We start from the raw sequence: 16,944 nt of genomic DNA, 5'->3' as shown, positions 1-16,944 counted from the left end.
TCAGTACTCCACCTTCTGGCTGGCACGCCGCCGGATCACGGTGACCTCGTCGCGCTGGTTGCCGGTCGGACCGAGGTAGTTGAAGGCGAACGAGAGCTGGGCGTAGCCGCCGATCAGGTGGGTCGGCTTGACCAGGATCCGCGTCGCGGAGTTGTGGATGCCGCCGCGGCGCCCGGTCGCCTCCGAGCGCGGCACGTTCACCACCCGCTCCTGCGCGTGGTAGACGAAGACCGTCCCCGCCCGCATCCGGTGGGTGACCACGGCCCGGACGACGAGGACGCCGTTGCGGTTGACCGCCTCGACCCAGTCGTTGTCGCGCACCCCGATCGCGTCGGCGTCCTCCTGGCTCATCCAGACGACCGGGCCGCCCCGCGACAGCGAGAGCATGAACAGGTTGTCCTGGTACTCGGAGTGGATGGACCACTTCGAGTGCGGCGTCAGGTAGCGCACGGTCACCGAGGCGCCGTCCTGCCCGAGGTCGCCGGGCCGGGACTCGCCGAACGTCCGCTGCATGTCCAGGGGCGCCCGGAAGATCGGCAGGGTCTCGCCGAACTCGTGCACCCAGTCGTGGTCGAGCAGGAAGTGCATCCGGCCGGTGAGGGTGTGCCAGGGCTTGCGGCGCTCGACGTTGACGGTGAACGGGGCGTAGCGCCGGCCGCCGGTCTCGCTGCCCGACCACTCCGGGCTCGTGATCACGGGGACCGGGCGGGCCTGGGTGTCGGCGAAGGCGATCCGTTTCTCCTCGCTGCCCTCGGCCAGATCGGCCAGCGGGGTCCCGGTGCGCCGCTCGAGCTCGCGGAAGCCCTGCACGGCCAGCCGCCCGTTCGTGGTGGCCGACAGCGCGAGGATCGCCTCGGCCATCTTCGCGTCGGTGTCGATCGCGGGCCGCCCGTCGCCGGCCCCGCCGAACATCAGGCCGTTCGCCGCGCCGAGGGCGGCGACCTCCTCGTCGGGGTGGTAGGTGACCGCCTTGGTGGTCACGCCGAGCCGGTCGACCAGCGGCCCGAGCGCGGCCATCTTGTCGGCCACCGCCGCGTAGTCGCGCTCGACGACCGCGAAGGTCGGCATGGTGCGCCCGGGCACGGCCTCGACCTCGCCGGCCCGCCAGTCGAGCACGCGCCCTCCCGGCTGGGCGGTCTCGCCCGGGGTGTCGTGCTGCAACGGGACGGCCACCACGTCGCGGCGGACGCCGAGGTGGTCCCGCGCGAGCTCGCTGAAGCGGCGCCCGATCGCGTGGAAGGCGTCGAAGTCGGTGCGCGTCTCGAACGGGGGGTCGATCGCCGGGGTGAAGGCATGCACGAAGGGGTGCATGTCGGTGGTGTTGAGGTCGTGCTTCTCGTACCAGGTCGCCGCCGGCAGCACGACGTCGGCGAGCAGCGTCGAGCTGGTCATCCGGAAGTCCAGGGCGAGCAGCATGTCCAGCTTGCCCTCGGGGGGCTCCTCGTCGCGCCAGGTGACGTCGCGGGGGCGCCGGTCGGGCGGGGTCTGCTCGGCGCGCAGGTCGTTGTGGGTGCCGAGCAGGTGCTTGAGGAAGTACTCGTCGCCCTTGGCCGACGACCCCAGCAGGTTGGCCCGCCAGAGCGTCAGGCAGCGCGGCCAGTTCTCCGGCGCGTCGGGGTCGTCGATCGCGAAGCGCAGCGCGCCGTCGCGCAGCTCGCCGGCGACGTACTCGCCGACGTCCCGGCCGGAGGCGACGGCCTCGTCGGCGACGTCGAGCGGGTTGCGGTCGAACTGCGGGTAGGACGGCATCCAGCCCAGGCGGGCGGACAGCGCGAGGGTGTCGATCGTGTGCATGCCGGCCAGGCGGCCCTCGGCCAGCGGGGAGGTCAGCGCGTCGGCGGTGTAGCCGTCGTAGCGCCACTGGTCGGTGTGCGTGTACCAGTAGGCCGTCCCGATCATCTGCCGCGGCGGGCGCTGCCAGTCGGTGGCCATCGCCATCGTCGCCCACCCGGTCACCGGCCGGCACTTCTCCTGGCCGACGTAGTGCGCCCAGCCGCCCCCGTTGCGGCCCATCGCCCCGGTGAGCAGGAGCAGGGAGAGCACGGCCCGGTAGGTGGCGTCGCCGTGGAACCACTGGCAGATGCCGGCCCCCATGAGGATCATGGTCTTGCCGCCGGACTCCTCGGAGTTGGCGGCCATCTCCCGGGCGATGCGCACGACCTGCTCGGCGGGGACCGAGGTGATCGCCTGCTGCCAGGCCGGCGTGTACGACTCGGCGGCGTCGTCGTACCCGGTCGGCCAGGTGCCGGGCAGGCCGTCGCGGTGCACGCCGTACTGGGCGAGCATCAGGTCGAACACCGTCGTGACGAGCTTGCCGCCGACACGCCGCGTCGGCACCCCGCGGCGCAGGACGCCCCCGCTGCCGTCGAGCGCGTCGAAGCGGGGGAGCAGGACCTCCCGGGCGCCCTCCCCGTGCAGCGTGAGCTGGGGTGCGACGTCGCCGAGGTCGAGGTTCCAGCGGCCGGCGCCGGACCCGGTGTAGCGGAAGCCCAGGGAGCCGTTCGGCACGACGGCCCGGCCCGTGCGGCCGTCGAGGAGCACGGTCTTCCAGGCGGCGCCCTCACCCTCGTCGCCGAGGTCGGCGGCGGTGAGGAACTTGCCGGGGACGTGTGCCCCGTCCTTCTCGGTCAACGTCACGAGGAACGGCAGGTCGGTGTAGCGCTGCACGTAGTCGACGAAGAACGGCACCCGGCGCTGCACGAAGAACTCGGTGAGGATCACGTGGCCCATGGCCATCGCCAGCGCGCCGTCGGTGCCCGGCTGGGCGGGCAGCCAGGTGTCGGCGAACTTCGTGTTGTCGGCGTAGTCCGGCGAGACCACGACGACCTTCTGGCCCTTGTAGCGCGCCTCGGCCATCCAGTGCGCGTCCGGCGTGCGGGTGACCGGGACGTTCGACCCCCACATCAGCAGGTACGAGGCGTTCCACCAGTCGCCGGACTCCGGCACGTCGGTCTGGTCGCCGAACACCTGGGGCGAGGCGACGGGCAGGTCGGCGTACCAGTCGTAGAACGAGGTCATCGCCCCGCCGACGAGCTCGATGAACCGCGAGCCCGCGGCGTGGCTGACCATCGACATCGCGGGGATGGGGGAGAAGCCGGCGATGCGGTCGGGGCCGTGGGTGCGGATGGTGTGGACGTGGGCGGCCGCGACCATCTCGACGGCCTCGTCCCAGCCGACCCGGACGTGGCCGCCCTTGCCGCGCGCCCGCTGGTACGCCCGCCGGCGCTCCGGGTCGCCGACGACGTCGGCCCAGGCCAGCACCGGGTCGCCCAGGCGGGCCTTGGCCTCGCGGTAGGACTCCAGCAGCACACCGCGGGCGTAGGGGTGGCGGATGCGGGTGGGGGAGTAGGTGTACCAGGAGAACGCCGCGCCCCGGGGGCACCCGCGCGGCTCGTACTCGGGGGAGTCCGGGCCCACCGACGGGTAGTCGGTCTGCTGGGTCTCCCAGGTGATGATCCCGTCCTTGACGTAGACCTTCCACGAGCACGAGCCGGTGCAGTTGACCCCGTGGGTGGAGCGCACGACCTTGTCGTGGCTCCACCGGTCGCGGTAGAAGACGTCACCCTCGCGGCCTCCCCGGCGGAAGTCCGCCCGCAGATCGGCCGACACGTCCCGGCGGGTGAAGAAGCGGCCCGCCCGCACGAGCAGGTCGGCCACGGGGCCGTCGGTCCCTCCTCCGTCGCCTCGTGCCCCAGCCTGCGCTCGCGGCGCGGAACGCTCATCGGTCACCGACGGTCTCCTCCCGTGTGCCCGGCGGGACCGGGCGCTGCAGCTCCGCAGCACGCGGAGCGACGCTTCCACTGCGTGACGACCGCGACGACGGCCAGTGGTCCCGGGTCCGGGGCCATCCGGCCCGAACCGGACACCCGCCGCGGCGCACCTCAGGCCGCGACGGCGCGCCGTCGCACGGCGGTGGCCGTGAGGGCCGCGGCGCCGGCGGCGGTGAGGGCCAGCAGGAGCAGCCCGACCAGGTAGCTCCCGGTCAGCCCGTAGACGGTCCCCATCACGAGCGGCGGGAAGAACCCCCCGAGCCCGCCGGCGGCACCGACGACACCGGTGACGGCGCCGACACGCTCGGCCGGGACCAACCGCGCCACCAGCGCGAACACGGCGCCGGTGCCGAGTCCGAGCGCCAGGGCGATCCCGAGGAAGGCCGCGGTGCCCGTGGGGACGAGCGTGAGCTGCAGGGCGGCGAGCACCGCCAGGACGGTCGCGACACCGTAGGCGGCGAGCAGCACCTTGACCGCGTCGAACCGGTCGGAGAGCCACCCTCCCACCGGGCGCATCGCGACCGCGAGCACGACGAACCCCGCGGTCCGGACCGCGGCGTCGGCCTTCTCGAGGCCGTAGGCGCTGGTGAGGTAGGTCGGCAGGTACACGCTGAAGGCGACGAAGCCGCCGAACGCCACCGCGTAGAGGAACGACAGCTGCCACGTCGCGGGGAGACGCAGGACGGCGCCCAGCCGGGTCCAGAGGCTGCCCGGCGCGACCGGGCGGTCCGGGCGGTCGCGCAGCAGCAGCCACGCCACGACGGCGTAGGCGAGCAGGACCCCGGCGACGAGGTCGAACGGGAAGGCCGGCCCCATGGCCGCGCTGAGCTGCACGGTGGTGAAGGCCGCGATCGCCGTGCCGCCCATCCCGGCGCCGAACACGCCCAGTGCCAGTCCGCGTCGTTCCGGGGGGAACCACGCGTTGACGAAGGGCACGCCGATCGCGAACGTCGTGCCCCCGATGCCGAGGAAGAACCCACCCACGAGGTACGCGGTGAGCGAATCGGCGACGTGGCCGAGGTAGAGCACCGGCAAGATGGTCAGCGCCGCCGCGGCCGGGAACATGATCCGCGCCCCGAGCCGGTCGGTCAGCGCGCCGACCGGGATCCGTCCGAGCGACCCGACCAGGACCGGCACGGCGACGAGCAGGGCCTGCTGGAACGCGGTGAGCTGGAGCCGGTCGTGCAGGGTCGAGCCGAGCGGTCCCAGCAGCGCCCACGCCCAGAACGTCACGGCGAAGCCGATGGTCGCGAGGGCCAGCATCAGCGCGGGCCGCCCGCGTACGGCGGGCACGGCGTCGGCCGCCGCCTTCGGGTGGATGGTCGCGGGCACGGTGCCTCCTCCGCCGGATCCTCGCGATCCGGTACTCGGCTCTCGGTCCCGAGCAGCGTCCGTCCGGGGCACCGGGCGGCGGCAGGGTGCGACGGCACCGGACGCCGGGGCCGATGGTCCCCGGTGAGCTGGGACGCCCGAGGGGCGTGGCAGGGCCCGGAGCCCGTGCCCCTCGCCCGGGCCCGCCTTCCACGCTCGACGGCACCCATCGACGAGCGGAGGCGGCCACCATGAGTACGAGGACGGATGCGGTCCGGCGGGCCGTCGGCCTGTTCGTCCCGAGGCACTCCGAGCTCCGCCGGAACAGCGACCGCGCGGAGGTCACGGCCCGGTGGGTCCTGCTGATCGTCGGACTGCTGTTCCTGCCCGTCGCGCTCACCGTCGGCAGCGAGGTGACGGCCCGTCTCGCCCCGCAGGTCACGATCCAGCAGGCGGAGCGCCACCAGGTGACCGCCGAGGTGCTGGCTGCCCCCGACCTGCGGACCTCCGCGCGGCCCGACACCGTGTCCGAGGACTTCCGGGCGCCCGTGCGGTGGACCGCCGCCGACGGCACGTCCCACGTGGCGGTCGTCCGCGTGCCCGCGTCGGCCGAGCCCGGAGAGGCGCGGACGCTGTGGGTGGACCGCGCCGACCGACCCGCACCCGCACCGATGAGCCCCACCTCGCCCGCCGCCCAGGGAGCGCTGACCACGGTGTTCCTCGTCCTCGCCGACCTGGTGCTCTCCCTCCTGCTGCTCGCGGGGCTGCGCTGGGTCCTCGACCGCGCCCGCCTGCGGGCCTGGGACGCGGCCTGGCGGCGTTTCACCGGCCCCGACCACGAGAGCACGCGCTGAGCCGGGCCGACCCGGTCCCCGGGTCGGGCGGGGTCGGTGGGCCCGCGGCCGTCGGGCCGCCCGGCGACCGAACAGGAGCCGACGACCCTGCCCACGCCCGCGGCGGCCCGCCACGGTGGTGCCCACGAGGCCCGCCCCACGGGCCGGGACCGACGAGGACCTCCGACGATGCCGATCGCCGAGCAGCGGGACGACGTGACCACGCCCAGGGAGGAGAAGACCGTGACCGACGACGGCACCCGGGCCGGGGGGATCGTGGACGAGGGGATCGTGGACGAGGCGCCCGCCCGGACGGCATCCCCGGTCGATCTCGACGCCCCGGTGGAGGCCGCCGCGCGTGCCGCCACCCTCCTCCTGGAGTCGACACCGCTGCCGGTGGCCTGGGCCCGGCTCCACCAGGATCCCGACGGGTGCGCGGTGGTCGTCCGCGACGGCCTGCCGATCGCGGTCGTCACCGCGGGCGGCCTCGCCGAGCGCTGGCCCGCCGGCGGACCCCTCGTCCAGCACCGCACGACCCTGCACGACGTGCTCGACCACCCGTGCGGGGTCGAGGTGCTCGGCGCTCAGGACACCCTGCGCGCCGCCGGCCGGCGACTGCTCACGACGGGTCTGCCCGCCCTCCCGGTGCGTCGGCGGTCCGACCGTTCGCTGCAGGTCGTGACGACCACGGGCCTGCTCGCGCTCCTCCTCGCCGTGCCGCGACCGTGACCCCCGTCGTGCTCGGCGCGGACCCGCGCCGGTGACGGCGGTCGCGGGTGGCCGAGCGTGGTGGGCCGCTCGCCGGACGAACCAGTCGGGACCTTCGGCCCTGCCCCGATGGCCCGTCGGACGGTCACCGTGGGGAGTGCTCCCGACGCTCTCCGGCACCGGAGGAGGACCCGCGTGAACGAGGACGTGCCCTCGACCTCGGCGGCCCGCGACGGACGGACCGCACCTCCCGGTGCGACGCCCGTCCCGCCTCCGCCGGCCGACCGGACCCGGTACCGGCCGCTGCGCCCGCTGGACGAACTCATCGAGGACTTCCTGCTGGTCGAACGAACCCTCTGAACGACCCCTTCTGGACGAACCCTGCGCGGAGCGTTCCCTCGCTCACCCGGCCGCGGGACGCCGAGGCGTCGGGTGCACCGGCCGTCCCCAGCCCAGCCGGAGGATGACCTGTGGCCAGAGGACGCCGCCAAGCAGCGCCCGCACCCGGACGCGGACGGCGGCGACCTCGAGCGGCGGGGCGACGAACGACGCCCCGACGCCGCGAGCAGTGGCGGTGAGCAGGACCTGCTCCAGGGCCAGACCGGCCCGCAGCTGGGCGAGGGCGCCGTCGTCGAAGGAGGTCACGACCGCGATCGTCGGCTCGTGCTCGGTCGGGTCCTCCGCGCTGACCACCCGGTCGCCCTCCGCGGTGCTCCCGCCGAAGTCCCGGGGACGCCAGGCGGCGTCCGGTCGCGGCGCGCGGCGCGCCAGCTCCGCCGGCAGGCCGTCCCCGGACCGGGATCCCGACCCGATCCACCGGTCCCACTCCGCGACGAAGGACGGATCGCTCTGCTGCTGGTGGTGGGCCTCCGCGGTGAGCGCGAGCAGGCCACGCCGGAGCGCCCGGTCGTCCACGATCACGAGCCGGCAGCTCTCCCGCCACGCGGCCCGCAGGAGCTGATCGCGCAGACCCGCGGAGAGGGGGCGGTCGGCGAACGGGTGGCGGTCGGTGTGACGACGCCGCACCGCCCGGGCCAGCTCGACCTCCCACCCGGCCGGGGGCCACGGTGCTCCCGGTCGCACCCGGCCGTAGAACCACGGATCGTCGCGGTCGGGCAGGAGCTGGGTGTGGGCGCGACGGCCCTGCGCCCGCGCGGTGAGGCGGACGTTGGCGATCGCGGCCCCGCAGGCGATCCGCAGCTCGCGGGCGTCGGGGTCGGCCGCGTGGAGGTGCCGGGCCGGGTCGCCGTGCACCTCGACGGCGTCCTCGTGCCACCGCAGCCGCCAGGGCTGGCTGTTGTGGCTCGACGGGGCGCTCGCGCCGGCACGCAGGAGCTCGGCGATCTCCGCCTCGTCGGGCCCCCGCCGGCGACGTGCCGCCGGGTCCCCGCCCGGTTGTGCCATGACGCCTCCTCGGTCCGTCGTCCACGATCGGCAGGGGCGAGGCCCCGAACCAGGGACCGAGGACCCGGCCACGGGGGACCGTCCGCCTCCGTCGCCGGGCGCCGGGTGACCACGACGCTGCACCTCGAGGGAACCCGAGCCGGAGGAGTCGGCTGATGGACGGAACGGACAGCGACCGGGCGCCGGTCGTGGTGGGGATCGACGGCTCGGACCACGCCGACGCCGCGTTGCGCTACGCGATCCGCGAGGGCGCACGCCGGGGGCGCCCGGTGCGGGTGGTGGTCGCCCACGAGCCGCCGGACGCCTGGATGTCGCCGTACGGCATGCCGCTGCTCGCCGACGGCGGCGAGATCCGCGAGGCGGTGGAGGAGTCGGCCCGGCGGCGGGTCGAGGAGTTCCGCGCAGGGCTCGACGAGGCGGAGCGCGCCGTCCCCGTCGAGGTCACGGCGGTCACCGGGCCCGCGCCCTGGGTGCTGACCCGGGCGGGCGAGGGCGCCGCGCTGCTGGTCGTCGGTCACCGCGGCCGGGGGAAGGTCCGCAGCGCGCTGCTCGGCTCGGTGGGGCTGTCGGTGGTGCTGCGCGCCCCGTGCCCGGTCACCGTCGTGCGCCCGCCGCGGGAGCGCGACGAGGCTGACGAGGCAGGCGACGCCGACGCCGCGTCGGCGCTGGTCGGTCCGTTCGCGGCCGGGCCGCTCGCCTGACGATGCCGGCCCCGTCCGCCTCGTCCGCCTCGGCGGGCGGGGCGCTGGTCCGCGGGAGGGGGCCAGCGGGTGGGGTCACGGGACGGGGACGGCGGTCCGTTCGTCGGCCGGCGCGGCCGGCACCTCGACGTGCTCGGGCACGACCACGACGGGGCAGCGGGCGTACCCGACGAGACGCGCGGTGAGCGATCCGCGGCGCGGGCCCCCGAGGCCCTCGACCTGCCGGCTGCCCACCACGAGCAGGCGCGCGCGCTCACTCGCCTCGACCAGGACGGGCAGCGGCCGGCCGGCGCGGACCTCCTCGGTGATCGTCCCCCCGTCGCCGGCCGGCAGCGCTCGGCGCAGGGTCGCGGCCAGCTGGCGGGCCGCATCGCCCTCGAGCTCGCCCTCCGTCCCGTAGAGGTCGGGGACGCCGGCGGCCGTGAGGGCGACGAGTCCCGCACCCGTGAGCCGCGCGGCCGCCGCGGCCCACCGGACCGCGCGGACCGACCCGTCGGACCCGTCGACGCCCACCACGATCGGCCCCGTCAGCTCGTCGTCGGCCACGGTCTGCGGGGAGGTGCGCGGGGCCGGCACGAGCTCACCGCGCGCGACACGGCGCAGCACGTCACGGCGGCTGACGATCCCGACCGGCACGTCCTCGACGACCACGGGCAGGGCTCGCGTCCCGGCGTCGAGCAGGCGCTCGACGATGGTGTCCAGCGGCGTGTCCGGGTCGGCCACCGGGACCGGCCGTGTCATGAGCTCGGCGGCGGGTGCCTCGTCGTCGGCGCCCACGAGGTGGAGCTCGTCGACGAGACCGAGCAGCCGGCCGGCGGCGTCGACCACCGGGGCCGAGGCGATGCCGTGGGACACGAGCAGCGCCGCCACGGCCGATCGCGGAGCGTCCGGGGGTGTCGTGAGCACGGGACTGGTCATGAGGTCGCGGGCACGGTACGGCCCGGGGTCAGGGTTCATGGCGAGGATCGTCGGCAGGCACCGCGCCGGGCAGCAGGGCCGCCGGCCCGTGAGACGGGGGTACGGAGGGCCCGAGCCCGGTGACGTCCGGCCCTGGGGAGGACGGGCGTCGCGGCGCACGATCCGGACATGAGCACGACCCGCACCCCGACGCCGTCGGCGGACCGGTGGACACCCACCGAGATCGCGACCCTCCTGCAGGCCCTGGAGCCCCTCGCCGACCCGGGGACGCCGGGCTGCACGGTCTCGGTGCGGGACCGTCGCTTCGAGGTCTCGCTCGAGCCCGCGGCGGGCCCGCCCGCCCACCACGCGCTCCTGCACGCCGGCCGCCTCACCGGGGCGGTCGAGAACGCCCTGCGCTCGCTGGGGTGGGCGCCGCGGGCCGTCATCGCCGCGACCGCCGGGGAGGGGCCGCTCGTCTCGATCACCGCGACACGCCGGCGCCCCGCATCGCCCACGGACCTCGCGCGTCGGCGCGTGGCCCGCGGAGCGGGCGAGGCCGCGCGACCCCAGTACACCGGGACCGCCGACATGGCGACCGTCGTGGACGTCGTCCACGCCGCCGGCTCCCGGGGCGGGTGGCTGCACCTGCTCAACGGCCCGACCCGCAACGGCATCCCCGCCTGGCACACCCCCGGCGAGATCCCCGTCGACACGCTCGGTCTCGACGTTCCGTGGCGGCGCCACCCGGTCCTGGCCGTCTGCACCCATGAGGACGGGACGCGCGAGAGCGTCGTCGCGGGCATCGTGGTCGAGCGGGCCACAGTGGAGGCGGCGCTCCACGGGCTGCGCGCGGAGGTGCACGCCGCGGCCTTCGACGACCGCTCGGTCCGCGCGGCGGCCCTGCGGGCGGCCGAGCACGAGCACGGCGTGGGGCACGCCGCGATCCGCCTCCGCCCGTGAGGGCGGGGGGCCGGGACCGCCGGCCCCCCGGACGACAGGCCCCCCGGCTACAGGCCCCGCGCCACACTGCGCAGCACCGCCGCGGCGTCGAGGAGACCGGCCGGCCTGCCGCCGACGGTGACCACCAGGATCGGCGGATCCTGCGTGAGCAGCAGCTCGGCGGCGCGGGAGCGCCGCATCTCGGACCCGATGGTCGTCACGGGCCGCGCCACGTCCGACACCGGGTCGACCCTCAACGCCGGGCGCGACCCGCCGTCCTCCAGGTGGCGCAGCAGGTCGACCTCGGCGAGGGCGCGGACCCGGCCGCGGCAGAAGGTCACCAGGTGGTCCGCCGCGAGGCGGCGCACCAGGTCGAGTGCCGAGGCGACGCGCAGGGTCTCCGGGACCTCGACCGGGTCGAGCGGGCTCATGATCAGGCGCACGGGCGGGTCGTCGTCGAGCGTCTCCGGCGGCGCGGGGCGGGTGGGGGACGGGCTCGCGGCAGTGGTGCTCATGGCGGCAGCGTCGTGCGGCGCCCCGGACCGGAGCAGGGCCGCAGGGCCCGGCTCGACCGGGACGGCCGAAGCCGCCGCGGGACCCTCGACCCCTGTCGACCTCGTCGACCGCGGGGCAGCGTCGTCGCCGGTGGGCCGGCCGGTGGCCCGGACCCGGAAGGAGCGCTCCGATGACGATCGACGCGACCGAGGACACCCGTCCCGCGGCGGCCGCCGCACCGTCGCCGCCTGCCCTCGCGACCCGGTACGCGGCGCGCTCGGTGGCGCCGTCAGCCCGCGACGTGACCGGGGCCCGGCTCCTCACCCGGGGGTTCATCCGGATCGGGCGGGCCTGGTGGCCGTACCGGGCCGGCGAGGTGACGATGCCCGGGCACGGCTACTTCCGCGCGATGCGGGTCGCCGGCGCCCTGCGGATCGTCGACTCGTGGGTCGCCGGCACCGCGCGACGGGAGACGACGGTCTGCGGGTGGTCCCTCCGCCCGGCGCTCGTGGGCCCCGACCTCGCCCGCGCCGACCGGGCGCACGCGACGTTGAGCGCGATCTTCGTGCCGTCCGTGCTGGTCCCCGGCGACGCCGTGCGGTGGACGGAGGAGGACCGCGACACGGCCACGGTCGCGTTCCCCGTCGCGGGCTCGCCCGCGGCCCTGCGCCTGACCCTGCACCGGGGCGGCCTGCCGCGGCGGGTCACGACCACGCGCTGGGGCGACCCCGGCCGCAGCGGCTTCTTCCGCGACGAACCGTTCGGCGCCGAGATCCTCGAGCACCGCACCTACGGCGGTCTCACGGTCCCGTCCACCGGCGTCCTCGGGTGGGGCGTCGGGACCGACGGCCCGACGCGGGAGATCCTGCGCTTCCAGGTCACCGCGCTCGAGCCGATCCGCGGCGAGGCTCCGGACGAGATCGCCGTCGCGGCCGACGGGTTCCCCGACGCGGCGGTCGACGGCGAGTAGGGCGGAACGGACGGGACCTCCGGCCCCCGGGGGTCTCGGGCGGGAACGGACTTCCGGCCCTGCCGCGCAGCGAGGCCGCGGCGGAGGCTCGGTGGTCGGGAGCGAGCCGCGGCTCCGCGGTCGTCGCTGCAGGTCAGAGGAGGCAGAAGATGATCGATCGTTCGGTGCCGCCCGCCGGGGTGGTCGTCGGGGTCGACGGCGACCCGACGACGCTGCGGGCCGTGGGCTGGGCAGCGCAGGAAGCCGACCACCGGGGTCTGCCCCTCGACCTCGTGCAGGTGCTCCCGCCGTCACACCGCCCGTCCGAGGAGCTCTACACCCCGACCGGACGGGCCCTCTCGCTGCTCGACCAGGCCCGGCGGATCGCGACCGGCGCCGCGCCCGACCTCGTCGTCCGGCTCTCGGTCGTCGACGGGGTCGCCGGCCCGGCCCTGGTCACCGCGAGCCGTCGCGCGCACCTGCTCGTCCTCGGCGCGCGGGACCTCGCCGGCTCCCTCGAGCTCACGCTCGGGCGCACGCTGGTCCACGCCATGGGGCACGCCGCGTGCCCGGTGGTCGTCGTGCCCGCGCACTGGGGTCCGGAGGACCGGCACATCGGGCCCGTGCTGGCGGGCGTCGACGGCTCCCCGGAGTCGCACGGCGCGGTCGCCTTCGCGGCCGACGTCGCCGATCGGTGGCGGGCGCGGGTCACCGCGATCGGTGTGCTCCCGCGGGGTGTCACGGACGCGGAGGACGAGGCGCGCCGCAGGGTCCTCGCCGAGGCCCGCGCGGGACTGACCGCGCGGCACCTCGGGGTGCGGATCCACGAGGCCGTCCGTCACGGCACGCCGAGCGGGGAGATCCTCGCCGTGGCCCGCGACCGCGCCGCTCTGGTCGTGCTGGGGTCCCGTGGACGCGGAGCGCTGGTCGGTCCGCTGATCGGCTCCACCAGTCAGGCGGTCGTCCGCGCCGCGCCGTGCCCGGTCGCGGTGCTCTCGTCCACCGCAGCGGCCCGGTGGACCTCCCCGGAGCGCGTGTGGGCCGAGGAGGGCGTGTGATGAGGGCCGGGACCGACCCGGTCGTCGTCGGGGTCGGTGACGGCCTGCTGCGGCCGCGCGTGCTCGACCGGGCGGTCGCCGAGGCACGGTCGCGCGCCGTCGCCGTCACGCTCGTGCACGCCCACGGCCCCGAGACACCGCCCGGGCCCTGGTCCGACGACGCCGGGCAGCGCGCCGAGGCGTACCTGACCCGGACGGCCCCCGACCTCGAGGTGTCCCTCCTGTGCCGCGCCGGCGACGCGCTCGCCCTCCTCGTCGGCGCCTGCGGCGCCGGGTCGCTCCTGGTCCTCGGCGACCGGCACCGGCGCCTCGCCGGCGAGGCCGGTCACCTCACCGAGCGGGTCGTGGTCGCCGCGCCCTGCCCGGTGCTGGTGGTCCCGGAGTACCGCGGACCGACGCCGCCGGACACGGCCGTCCGGCGCGCGGTCGTCGTCGGGGTGGACGGCGGGCCCTCCGCCCCCGCGGTGCTGGCCCACGCCCTCCGGGCCGCGGCGGGACTCGGTGCCCCGGTCGAGGCCGTGCGCGTGGTGCCGCCCGTCGCGGGCGCCGAGACCGCCGAGGTGCCCGACGCCGAGCTCGCCCGGGCCCGACGCGAGCTCGACGACCTGGTCGCGGCCGCCCGCCGGTACGGCCCCGACGTGCCCGTCAGCACCGAGGTGGTCGCCGACCGCCCGGCCCGGGCCCTCCTGGCCCGGGGCGCCGGAGCCGACGAGCTCGTCATCGGACACCGCCGCGACGGTGCCGCCACCCTCCGCGGCCCGGGCTCCACGGCCCTCTCGGTGCTCACCGCGCCGCCGTGCCCAGTGGCCGTCCTCGGCCCGCTCGGGCGCACCGGGACTCCGAGCCACGCCGCCGTCGGGGGGAGCGCGCCGTGAGCGACACCGCCCCGGCGGTGGTCGAGACGCACACCGCGATCCTGTGGTTCGCCGGCGATCGCGTGCACAAGATGAAGAAGCCGGTCGACCTCGGGTTCTGCGACTTCACGACCCTCGCCCGGCGCCGGGAGGCGTGCCTGCGGGAGATCGCCCTGAACCGCAGGCTCAGTCCCGAGGCCTATCTCGGTCTCGAGACCCTCATCGGCCCCGACGGGCTGGCCGCCGAGTACATGGTCGCGATGCGACGGATGCCCGGCGAGCGCAGGCTCGCCGCCCTGGTGCAGGCGGGGGAGCCGGTCGACGACGACCTCCGGGCCCTCGCGCGGCGTCTCGCGGCGTTCCACAGCGGCGCCGCCCACGGCCAGGAGGTGGACCGCGAGGGCACGCTCGAGGCGGCCCGCCTGCGCTGGTCCGGCGTGCTCGACGGTCTCCGCCGCCACGTCGGGACCGTCCTGCCCGCGGATCTCGTCGATCGGGTCGCCGCGGACGCGGAGGCCTTCCTCGCCGGGCGTCGGGCCCTGTTCGACCTGCGTCGGGCCGACGGCCGGGTGGTGGACGGGCACGGCGACCTGCTCGCCGACGACGTGTTCTGCCTGCCCGGGGGCCCCGTGGTGCTGGACTGCCTCGAGTTCGACGACCGGCTGCGCTTCGTGGACGGTCTCGACGACGCGGCGTTCCTCGCGATGGACCTCGAGCGCCTCGGGGGTGACCGTGGTGCCGCGCTCGCCGACCGCTTCCTCGGCTGGTACGCCGAGTTCGCCGACGACCCGGCGCCGTCGGCACTGCGCCACCACTTCGTCGCCTACCGCGCCGCGGTCCGCTCGGCCGTCACGTGCGTCCGCGTCGACCAGGGCGGAGGGAGCGCCTCCCTCGCGCGCGACCTGCTCGACCTGGCCGCCGAGCACCTCGACGCCGGCCGGGTGCGCCTGGTCCTGGTCGGGGGGCTGCCGGGAACCGGCAAGACCACCGTTGCCGGCGGTCTCGCCGACCGCCTCGGGGCGACGCTGCTGTCCAGCGACCGCGTGCGCAAGGAGATCGCCGGGATCGACCCGGGCACTCCGGCCGGCGCCGACTACCGCGGTGGGCTCTACCGCGCCGAGCACACGGCCGCCACCTACGACGAGCTCCTCCACCGGGCGCAGGGGCTCCTGGCCCGCGGCGAATCGGTGGTGCTCGACGCCTCGTGGACCGCGGCCACCCCTCGGGAGGCGGCGAACGCCCTCGCGGCCCGCAGCTCCGTCCCGGTGATCCCGCTGCGCTGCGAGGCCCCCCGCGACGTCGCCGACGCGCGTATCCGGGCACGGCGCGGGGCGGCGTCCGACGCCACCCCGCTGGTGGCCGCGGTCATGGCGGCCGACGCGGATCCCTGGCCGGAGGCCACGACGGTCGACACCGCGGGCAGCGTCGACGACGCCGTGACCGCGGCGCTCTCCGTCGTGCGCGCACCGGGGAGGCGCGGGTCCTGGACCGTCGTCGAGGTCTGAGCCGGGCGCGTCCCGCGACCGCGGCCCCGCCCTCCGCGCGGAGGGCGGGGCCGCGTCGCCGTCGCGCTCAGACCGCGATCGACGTGCGGGTCCGGCGGTGCGCGGTCGTCACGGCGGCCGTGACCGCCGTCGCTCCGAGGGCCACGAGCAACCCGGCGATCACCAGCAGCACGGTCGCGACGGTCCGCAGCGCCGGCACGGTGGCCGCGACATCGGCGGCCACCGCGATGCCGGGGCGGCCGTCGGGCTCGAGCACGACGAGCGACCAGTCGCCGGGAGCCGGCTGCCACGTCAGCGTCTGCGTGCCCGGCCCGGCGCTCCGGGCGGTCCAGATGGTGGCCTCGGCCGGAGCCGGCGTCGGCGGCCCGCCGGGCTGCTCGACGACGCCCGGGCGGTTGCCGCCCCGGTCGACGAGGGTGCCGGAGGCCACCCCGGCCAGGTAGCGGTCGACCGCGGCGCGGGGCGCCACACCGACGAACACGGGTCGGGAGGCGTCGAGGGCGGCGACCCGCACCCGGACCTGGCCCAGGGCGGCGGGCGGCGAGAACGACGCGTCCGGGACCAGGTCGACCAGCAGCGGCGCGGTGCGCACCGCGTACCCGTCCGCCGTCACGACCGTCGGCGAGGTGGTGAGGAACCCGGCCTCGTCGCGCGCCGAGCTGTCCGCGGTCAGTCCGGTGACACCACCGACCAGCGGCGGGACGGCCGCGACGCACAGCACGGCCCCGAGCGTCAGCGCGACGACCGGGCCCGCCGTCCAGGCGTGGCGCCCCGCCGCGGGGGGACGGGAGGCGACCGTCGGCTGGTCGCCGGCGACGGCCTCGCCCGGCTCGCGCGGGCCCGCGTCGAGGACGAAGGGCGGGTAGCGGTCGGTCATCAGCGCCGCGTAGGCCGCGACCCGCAGCACCCAGCGGTCGAACCCGACGATCAGGTCGAACAGCCCGGGCGGGTACGACCCGCGGACGGCGTGCACGACGATCCCGACGAGGGCCAGCAGACCGACGATCCCACCGGCGCCGACCGACCACTGGTAGCCCTGGCCCTGCCAGATCCACCACGGGCTCGCGACGAGCAGGCCGACGACGAGGTACTGGGGGAGGACGAGCAGCCACCACTTGACCAGCACCAGACCCCGGGAGAGCCGCTCCGGGTGGACGATCTCCAGGTCGGCGGGGTAGGACGGGTCCTCGCGGAGGCTGAAGGGCGGGTAGCGGTCGGTGCCGAACGCCGCGTTCGTGTAGAAGGCGACCCGCCAGGACCAGCGCAGCACGCCGACGGTGAAGTCGAACAGCGCCCGCGGGTACCGGCCGGTCACGAGGATCGCCACGAACGCCACGACCGTGACCACGCCGAACCCGATCCACAGGAACGCCAGCACGATCCAGTGCGGGATCGCCAGGATCCACTTCACCAGCCACAGCCAGCGGGACAGCCCGGGGTCGAGATCGCCCCGCACCCGGACGGGTGACGGGGGAGGACCGACCCTCGGCGGTGGCGGCTGCGGAGGTGGCGGTGTC

The 16,944-nt window shown here is 76.4% G+C and carries 15 protein-coding genes; 9 read left to right on the top strand and 6 right to left on the bottom strand.

The window, feature by feature from the left end:
• Positions 1-3,657, bottom strand: a complete 3,657-nt coding sequence (locus PHK61_RS14010) for a nitrate reductase subunit alpha (protein WP_274281602.1) — start codon at positions 3,655-3,657, stop codon at positions 1-3.
• Positions 3,658-3,881: 224 nt separating this feature from the next.
• Positions 3,882-5,033, bottom strand: a complete 1,152-nt coding sequence (locus PHK61_RS14005; protein WP_274281703.1) for an MFS transporter — start codon at positions 5,031-5,033, stop codon at positions 3,882-3,884.
• Between the two features lie 299 nt (positions 5,034-5,332).
• On the opposite strand from PHK61_RS14005, the gene PHK61_RS14000 reads away from it, so the two are divergent.
• The 3 genes from PHK61_RS14000 (at position 5,333) to PHK61_RS13990 (ending at position 6,982) form a co-directional block, all read left to right on the top strand.
• Complete coding sequence (locus PHK61_RS14000; RefSeq protein ID WP_274281601.1) at positions 5,333-5,935, top strand: Rv1733c family protein; 603 nt, start codon at positions 5,333-5,335, stop codon at positions 5,933-5,935.
• 168 nt (positions 5,936-6,103) lie between these two features.
• Positions 6,104-6,643: a hypothetical protein gene (locus tag PHK61_RS13995; RefSeq protein ID WP_274281600.1), complete on the top strand. Its 540-nt coding sequence runs from the start codon at positions 6,104-6,106 to the stop codon at positions 6,641-6,643.
• Between the two features lie 174 nt (positions 6,644-6,817).
• Positions 6,818-6,982 carry a hypothetical protein gene (locus tag PHK61_RS13990; protein ID WP_274281599.1) on the top strand — a complete coding sequence of 55 codons (165 nt, stop codon included), beginning with the start codon at positions 6,818-6,820 and terminating at the stop codon, positions 6,980-6,982.
• A 42-nt stretch (positions 6,983-7,024) separates the two neighbouring features.
• Here the strand turns inward: PHK61_RS13990 and PHK61_RS13985 are convergent, their stop codons facing one another.
• Entirely contained in the window at positions 7,025-8,026 is a 1,002-nt protein-coding gene (locus PHK61_RS13985) for an Acg family FMN-binding oxidoreductase (protein ID WP_274281598.1), read from the bottom strand.
• A gap of 155 nt (positions 8,027-8,181) precedes the next feature.
• Between PHK61_RS13985 and PHK61_RS13980 the strand changes: the two genes are divergently transcribed.
• Positions 8,182-8,727: a universal stress protein gene (locus PHK61_RS13980; protein ID WP_274281597.1), complete on the top strand. Its 546-nt coding sequence runs from the start codon at positions 8,182-8,184 to the stop codon at positions 8,725-8,727.
• A 75-nt stretch (positions 8,728-8,802) separates the two neighbouring features.
• Here the strand turns inward: PHK61_RS13980 and PHK61_RS13975 are convergent, their stop codons facing one another.
• Positions 8,803-9,684 carry a CBS domain-containing protein gene (locus PHK61_RS13975; RefSeq protein WP_274281596.1) on the bottom strand — a complete coding sequence of 294 codons (882 nt, stop codon included), beginning with the start codon at positions 9,682-9,684 and terminating at the stop codon, positions 8,803-8,805.
• A 129-nt stretch (positions 9,685-9,813) separates the two neighbouring features.
• Here PHK61_RS13975 and PHK61_RS13970 point away from each other — a divergent pair, with 129 nt between their 5' ends.
• Positions 9,814-10,587 carry a hypothetical protein gene (locus tag PHK61_RS13970; protein ID WP_274281595.1) on the top strand — a complete coding sequence of 258 codons (774 nt, stop codon included), beginning with the start codon at positions 9,814-9,816 and terminating at the stop codon, positions 10,585-10,587.
• Between the two features lie 47 nt (positions 10,588-10,634).
• Here the strand turns inward: PHK61_RS13970 and PHK61_RS13965 are convergent, their stop codons facing one another.
• Positions 10,635-11,081 (bottom strand): hypothetical protein, encoded by a 447-nt coding sequence (locus PHK61_RS13965; RefSeq protein ID WP_274281594.1) that lies wholly within the window; start codon positions 11,079-11,081, stop codon positions 10,635-10,637.
• A 170-nt stretch (positions 11,082-11,251) separates the two neighbouring features.
• On the opposite strand from PHK61_RS13965, the gene PHK61_RS13960 reads away from it, so the two are divergent.
• The 4 genes from PHK61_RS13960 (at position 11,252) to PHK61_RS13945 (ending at position 15,427) form a co-directional block, all read left to right on the top strand.
• Positions 11,252-12,031, top strand: a complete 780-nt coding sequence (locus PHK61_RS13960) for a DUF6544 family protein (RefSeq protein WP_274281593.1) — start codon at positions 11,252-11,254, stop codon at positions 12,029-12,031.
• Positions 12,032-12,180: 149 nt separating this feature from the next.
• Positions 12,181-13,068, top strand: a complete 888-nt coding sequence (locus PHK61_RS13955) for a universal stress protein (protein ID WP_274281592.1) — start codon at positions 12,181-12,183, stop codon at positions 13,066-13,068.
• Positions 13,068-13,943: a universal stress protein gene (locus tag PHK61_RS13950; RefSeq protein WP_274281591.1), complete on the top strand. Its 876-nt coding sequence runs from the start codon at positions 13,068-13,070 to the stop codon at positions 13,941-13,943. The genes PHK61_RS13955 and PHK61_RS13950 overlap by 1 nt, the downstream gene beginning before the upstream one ends.
• Entirely contained in the window at positions 13,940-15,427 is a 1,488-nt protein-coding gene (locus PHK61_RS13945; RefSeq protein ID WP_274281590.1) for a bifunctional aminoglycoside phosphotransferase/ATP-binding protein, read from the top strand. Before PHK61_RS13950 ends, PHK61_RS13945 begins: the two co-directional genes overlap by 4 nt.
• Positions 15,428-15,494: 67 nt before the next feature.
• Here PHK61_RS13945 and PHK61_RS13940 read toward each other — a convergent pair whose 3' ends face one another.
• Positions 15,495-16,883 (bottom strand): DUF4389 domain-containing protein, encoded by a 1,389-nt coding sequence (locus PHK61_RS13940; protein WP_274281589.1) that lies wholly within the window; start codon positions 16,881-16,883, stop codon positions 15,495-15,497.
• Positions 16,884-16,944 lie beyond the last annotated feature (61 nt).

Source organism: Actinomycetospora lutea (assembly GCF_028737205.1).
Classification (GTDB): Bacteria; Actinomycetota; Actinomycetes; order Mycobacteriales; family Pseudonocardiaceae; genus Actinomycetospora; species Actinomycetospora lutea.
Note: the sequence above shows the minus strand (reverse complement) of the source record. Positions and strands in the feature narration are given on the sequence as shown.